The sequence below is a fragment of the Achromobacter arsenitoxydans SY8 genome, assembly GCF_000236785.1.
Lineage (GTDB): Bacteria > Pseudomonadota > Gammaproteobacteria > Burkholderiales > Burkholderiaceae_B > Achromobacter > Achromobacter arsenitoxydans.
Genome location: NZ_AGUF01000020.1, coordinates 1 through 6,300 on the forward strand (window position 1 = coordinate 1; position 6,300 = coordinate 6,300).

General features: G+C 65.2%; 6 protein-coding genes. 2 read left to right on the plus strand and 4 right to left on the minus strand.

Features of this window, described 5'->3' with window-relative positions:
- Positions 1-1,389, plus strand: a 1,389-nt coding sequence (locus KYC_RS04210) for a DUF4344 domain-containing metallopeptidase (RefSeq protein WP_008159172.1), incomplete at its 5' end; no start/stop codon positions are given.
- Positions 1,390-1,470: 81 nt separating this feature from the next.
- Here KYC_RS04210 and KYC_RS04215 read toward each other — a convergent pair.
- The 4 genes from KYC_RS04215 to risA form a co-directional block, all read right to left on the minus strand.
- Positions 1,471-1,989, minus strand: a complete 519-nt coding sequence (locus tag KYC_RS04215) for a carboxymuconolactone decarboxylase family protein (protein ID WP_008159173.1) — start codon at positions 1,987-1,989, stop codon at positions 1,471-1,473.
- Positions 1,990-2,066: 77 nt separating this feature from the next.
- A complete protein-coding gene (locus tag KYC_RS04220; protein ID WP_006217982.1) occupies positions 2,067-2,615 on the minus strand; it encodes a peroxiredoxin in 549 nt (182 codons plus the stop codon).
- 60 nt (positions 2,616-2,675) lie between these two features.
- The gene (risS, locus tag KYC_RS04225) at positions 2,676-4,070 is read right to left on the minus strand and encodes a sensor histidine kinase RisS (RefSeq protein WP_043517513.1); all 1,395 of its coding nucleotides are present in this window, start codon (positions 4,068-4,070) and stop codon (positions 2,676-2,678) included.
- A 34-nt stretch (positions 4,071-4,104) separates the two neighbouring features.
- Positions 4,105-4,839 (minus strand): response regulator transcription factor RisA, encoded by a 735-nt coding sequence (risA, locus tag KYC_RS04230; RefSeq protein WP_008159176.1) that lies wholly within the window; start codon positions 4,837-4,839, stop codon positions 4,105-4,107.
- Positions 4,840-4,970: 131 nt separating this feature from the next.
- Between risA and KYC_RS04235 the strand changes: the two genes are divergently transcribed.
- Entirely contained in the window at positions 4,971-6,227 is a 1,257-nt protein-coding gene (locus tag KYC_RS04235; RefSeq protein WP_043517515.1) for a bifunctional tRNA (adenosine(37)-N6)-threonylcarbamoyltransferase complex dimerization subunit type 1 TsaB/ribosomal protein alanine acetyltransferase RimI, read from the plus strand.
- Positions 6,228-6,300: the final 73 nt, after the last annotated feature.

Here is a 6,300-nt window from a genome sequence, read left to right on the forward strand (position 1 = left end):
AACAACAATTCGGCCTTGCCCGGCGCGGGTCCGTACCCCAGGTTTGGCGGCGACACCCTGCGCATCGTGGGGGTCTACGTGGGGATCATGCGCAGCATTTTCCTGCACGAATTCGGGCATGCGCTGATCGGCGAACTGGAACTGCCTTCCACGGGCGCGGAAGAAGACGCGGTCGATATGTACTCGGCGCTGCAGATCGTCGAGCCGACCATGTACCCGTCCAGCGACAAGGATGTGAACAAGATGGCCCGGGACGCGGCGACCTACGCGGCCCTGCAGTGGTACTACAGCGGCAAGCTGGCGGAAAAGCGCGGCGCCTCGGCCAGTTCGGCCTGGCAGGACGAGCACACGGGCGATCTCAAGCGCTTCCGCAACATGCTTTGCATCATGTACGGCGGCAACCCGGCCGTATTCGAGTCGGTGACCAAGCACGTCGGATTCGAAGACCGGACCAAGGCCCGCTGCACGGACGAATTCAACAAGCAGAACCGCGCCTGGCGCCGGCTCCTGGCGCCGCATACGCGCGTCGGCGAATGGACGCCTGACGGCCAGCAGCCCGCCAACGCGCCCGGCGCACCGGTCAACGTGGTGTTCGAACCGTCCAAGCGCAAGATCGGCAATCTTTTCGCCAACAACCTGTCCGACGCGATCACCGCCAACATCAAGCTGCTGGGCCAGACCTATGTCCTGCCCCGGCCGGTGAATGTCGTGTTCAAGGACTGCGGCCAGTTGAACGCCTGGTACAGCCCGCGCGAAGGCTCGATCACGATGTGCTACGACCTGATCGAGAACATCGCGGTGATGATTTCCGACATCGAAATGGGCACGGTGGGCGGCGAGGTCGTCGCCAGCAAGGAAGGAGCGGCGCCCGCGGCTCCCCGCCAGCAGCCCGCGCCGGGGCAGGGCATGCCCGCGCTGCCCAGCGGCGCCTTCGACGAACTCAAGGACAGCGGCGTGCCGCCGACGTCCATGCTGTTCTCCTCGCCGTACCGGGGGGCGACGCCGAACAAGCACACGCGCGCAGAAATCGTCACGACCGGCGACCTGGTGAAGATGATCAACAAAGACAAGAACATCCTCATCATCGACACCAGCGGGCTGCGGGACACGCTGCCCATCGCCTACCCCCTGGCCGACGCAGGGTCGGACGGCAGTGTCGCGGACAGCCTGCAGAGCGCGCTGGATGCCTGGCTGCAGAAGAATACGGGCGGCCGGCGGGACGCGCCCATCGTCTTCATGGGCGCCGGCATGAATGACCGTTCGTCCTATAACGCGGCCTTGCGTGCCGGCACGCTGGGGTGGCGCGCCTATTGGTATCGCGGCGGCATGGAGGCATGGGTCGCCAACGGCCTGCCTACCGCCCCGGTCAAACCGGCCGCCAAGAACTAGCGCGCCGCGCCACGGCGCAAAAGAAAAAGCCCGCCTGCTGATAAAAGCAGGCGGGCTTTGTTTTGGCGAGCAGCGCGGGGCTTACTTGCCTTGCGCAGTTAGCGCCAGGGCGGCGGCATTGACGACGGAGGCGATACGGCCGGCGTCGCGCAGCTGTTCGGTCGACAGGCCGTCGTTCTTCAGGTTCTCGTAGTGCGAGGCCACGCAGAAATGGCATTTGCCGATGATGGAGGCCACCAGCGCGAACAGCTCAAAGCGCTTCTTTTCCACGCCGCCATGGGTGGCGTACGCGTTCATGCGCAACTGGGCCGGCAGGCTCTTGAGCTGGGCATCGCCGGTCATCTCGACGTACGGGTACCAGGTGTTGTTCATGCCCATGAGAGCCGAGGCGGTCAGGGCGGCGTTCGCGTCGCTTTCCGACAGACCGCTCTTAAAGGCCTCCACCAGCACCGGGCTGCGCGCGGCATACGCGGCGGACAGGGCGGCGCCCACGGCGTCTTCGGGCGCCAGCGTGGAGCGGGCGATCACGGCGTCCAGATTCAGGCGGATGTCCTTGGCCCAATCCGGCAGCTGTTCCTTAATGGTCGTAAGAAATTCCATAGTTTTTACCTATAATCTAGAGCAGTTAAAGCCCGGCGCGGGGCCTGCGGAAAGCAGGCTCCGGACCGGGCTGGAAATTACAGCGTAGCGCCGCCAACCGTACGGTTGCACGGGCAGAGCTCGTCGGTTTGCAGACCGTCGAGCAGACGCAGAACTTCTTCCGGGTTACGGCCGACGTTCAGGTTGTTCACCGAAACGTGCTGGATCGTGTTGTCCGGATCGACGATGAACGTGGCGCGCAGGGCAACGCCAGCACCCTTTTCGCGAACGCCCAGCTGGTCGATCAGGGCGCCGGTGGTGTCGCCGAATTGGTAGTGACCCAGCTTGTTCAGGTCCGGGTGCTCACGGCGCCATGCCAGCTTGACGAATTCGTTGTCGGTCGAGCCGCCCAGCAGGACGGCGTCGCGGTCTTCGAAGTCCTTGGCGAGCTTGTTGAAGCCGACGATTTCGGTCGGGCAAACAAACGTGAAGTCTTTCGGGTAGAAGTAAATCACCTTCCACTTGCCGGGGAACGAGCTTTCGGTGATGTCTTCAAACGCCGACACGCCGTTTTCTTCGTGCTGGTTGAAGCCGGGCTTTACGCCGGTGACCTTGAAGGGCTCGAGTTTGTCGCCAACAGTTTTCATGTTTACTCCCAGTAGTTGTTGGGTGGAGATAAGGCTGCGCCTCAAACCATAAATTCTACGCTATGGATTATCGTTGTCTAATTGATAATTCCTAAACTTGGCTTTGGGCAACTCTATCCTTGCGGTCAGTCCACCGCCCTCTCGGGGCAGCATGCGCAGCGACCCGCCAACGTGCTTGAGCAGGCGTTCGACGATCGCCAGGCCCAGGCCCGCGCCGCTGACGCCGGTGCGCGCCGCTTCGCCGCGCGAGAACGGGCGCAGCAGGCGGTCCACGTCTTCGGGGGCGATGCCCGGCCCGCGGTCAGACACTTCGATGACGATCATGCTGCCTTCAGCTTGCAGTGTCATGACCAGATGCGCCATGCCGTCGGTGGACCGGCCGTAGCGGCGCGCATTTTCGATCAGGTTGCTGACGATGCGCTTGAGGTCCAGGGCGGTGATCCGCGCGCGCAGCCCGGGTTCCAGCGAGGCATCGAGCTCTCCGCCCAACGAGGCGGTGTGGCTGCGCTCGCGTTCGTAAAGTTCGGCCAGGACAGCGGAAATATCGGTGGCCAGTTGCGGCAGGGTGCCGGCCGGCCGGGCATATTCCATCAGCTGGCCAATGCTGTGGTCGATCTGGCCCAGGTCTTCGTCGATGGCCTGGCGCGCGTCCTCGGACACGCCGCTGAGCTCGATTTCGAGGCGCATGCGCGCAAGCGGCGTGCGCAGATCGTGCGAAATGCCGGCCAGCATCAGTTCGCGGTCGGCTTCGGCCTGCCGCAGGTCCTTGGCCATCCGGTTGAACGAGGCGTTCAGGTCGCGGATTTCCAGGGGGCCCTGTTCGGGCAGCGGCGCGGGCGTTTCGCCGCGCGACAGCACCTGGGCGGCCCGGGCCAGCCGCGATAGCGGCCGGTTGACGAAGCCCACGCTGACGGCGGCCCCGACCAGGGACAGCAGCAGCGCCGTGGCGCCCCATCCCAGCCATTCGATCCCGCCGGTCAGCCCGATCTGTTCGCGCTCGAACACCAGCCAGTACAGGTCTTTTTCTATCTGGAAGCTGACCCAGAAGCCGGGCACCTGGTTGACGCCCCAGGCGATCTGCGTTTCCGGTCCGAAGCGCGTGCGGATGTGCTGGGCAACGCGCTGCCAGTAGTCGTCGTCGGGGAGGGCTTCGGCAAAGTCGGTGACTTCGCGCGGGTAGACCTGGATGCCTTCGTTGGTGGCCAGGTCGAGGAGGAGTTTGCTGCGTTCGCCGTTATGCGAGTAGATCAGCGCGGTGCGCGTGATATTGACGGCCGTGATCACCCGCTGCGCCATTTGATTGGCGCGCGGTCCCAGCTCCATGCTGAAAAACACTTGAAGCCACGCGCCCAGGCTGACGAGCATCAGCGCGGCGAGCAAAAGGAACGTGCGGCCGAACAAGCCGAGCCGCAGACGTGATGTCAGGTTCCTGAAGGTTCTCCGCAGGCGCGGCACGACGCTGCGCTCCTGCCCCGGGCGGGCGAGTCGGTCAGCTACCACCGTCCGGGACGAACACGTACCCAAGACCCCAGACGGTCTGGATGAATACGGGCTTGGACGGGTTCGGTTCGATCAGCTTGCGCAGTCGCGAGATCTGGACGTCGAGGCTGCGATCGAAGGCTTCGTATTCGCGGCCGCGGGCCAGCTCCATGAGCTTGTCGCGCGACAGGGGAATCTTCGGATGGCGCGCAAACACCTTTAGCACCGAGAATTCACCCGTGGTGATGGGCACCTGTTCGCCGTTGCGCGTGAGCGTACGGGTGGACAGGTTCAGCATGTAGGGGCCGAAGGCGATGGATTCGTTTTCCTGGCTGGGGGCGCCGGGGTGTTCCTCGGTGCCGCGGCGGCGCAGGATCGCGTTGATGCGCGCCAGCAGTTCCCGGGGGTTGAACGGCTTGGACAGGTAGTCGTCCGCACCCATCTCAAGGCCGACGATGCGGTCGATTTCTTCCGCCTTGGCCGTCAGCATGATGATGGGGGTATTGTCGTGGCCACCGCGCAGCCGGCGGCAGATGGAAAGGCCATCTTCGCCGGGCAGCATCAGATCCAGCACGAGCAGGTCGAAGTGCTCGCGTTGCCAGAGTTTGCCCATCTCTTTGGCGTCTTCGGCGACGAAAACGTTGAATCCCTGCTCGGACAAGTACCGGCGCAGCAAATCGCGCAAGCGCGGATCGTCGTCGACGACAAGGATTTTGCGGGTGGGGGTGGTGTTTTGCGTATTCATGGCCGGAAATGTAACAGTGACAAGAACCAGCGGCTAGTGGGCGTTCACAAGATATTACACATTGCGAGTCCTGGTTGAAATCCCCCTTACACCCGGGGGGAAAGGCGGCTTATTTCGTACAATCTGCATCTATGGAACTAAACCTGCTGGCTCTTGAAACTTCTTCGTCCCGATGCGGCGTGGCCCTTTTGCGGGCGGTCGACGGCCGTCTGGAAGTCAGCGTCAGGGAGCATGAAGGTTCCCAGGAGCACGCAGAGCGCCTCCTCCCCATGGCCGACGAGCTGCTCGCCGAGTCCGGGCTGGCCCCTTCCGCGCTGCATGCGGTGGCGTTCGGCCAGGGGCCGGGCGGCTTCACGGGCCTGCGCGTCGCCTGCGGCGTGGCCCAGGGCATGGCGCTGGGCCTGGGCATTCCCGTGCTGCCCATCGTTTCGCACCAGGCGGTCGCCGCCCAGTCCGCCGCAACCCAGGCCGAGGCCGTCGTCGTGGCCCTGGACGCCCGCATGAACGAGGTGTACCTGGCGGTTTATCGCCGGTCGGGCTCGTCCCCGGACGATCCCTCCTGGGAAACCCTGCAGGCGCCCATGCTCATCGCCGCGTCCGAGGTCGTGCCCTGGACGGCGCATCACCTGCCGGGCTGGTCGGCCCGGGCGGGCCAGCCGCTGGAATTGCTGCTGGCCGGGGATGCCTGGGATGCGTACGCGGCGGACATGGCCCATCCCGCGCAGTGGCGCCGCACCGTAGAAGCCCTGCGGCCGGAAGCCGCCAGCGTGGCCCGCCTGGCCCGCCTGGGCTGGCTGCGCGGCGAGGCCCTGGCGCCCGAATTGGCCGCTCCGCTGTATGTGCGCGACAAGGTCGCCTTCACCACCGCCGAACGCATGCGCGGCGAAGGCGGGAATCCCAAGGCGCAGCCCTCGCTGGCCGCTCCGCTTCCGCAGCCGCTGACCCAGGCCGACCTCGACGAGGTGGTGGCGCTGGAAGCCCACGTGCAGTCCTTCCCCTGGACCCGGCGCAATTTCTCGGACGCCCTGGAGGCCGGCTATGGGGCCTGGACCCTGCGCCGCGACGGGAAACTGGCGGGATTCTGCATTGTCATGTTTGCGCCCGATGTGGCCCATCTTCTGGTGATCGCCGTGGCCAGGCACCTGCACCGGCAGGGGCTGGGCGGCGTGCTGCTTGAATGGTGCGAGCGTCAGGCGCGCGAACGGGGGCTCGAGGGCCTGCTGCTCGAGGTCCGCCCGTCCAACGCGTCGGCCATCAGCTTCTATAAACGCCATGGCTATCTGCAGATCGGCCTGCGGCGCGGCTATTACCCCGCCGAGAAGGGCGGACGCGAAGACGCGATCGTCATGCAGAAACGCTTCGATACCCCGGGGGGAACCCCGGCATGAGCCCGCTGGACGCCGCGCCGCGGCCGACCCCGCCGCGCGTGAATCCCCTGCAGCGGATCTGGCTGCGCGAAAT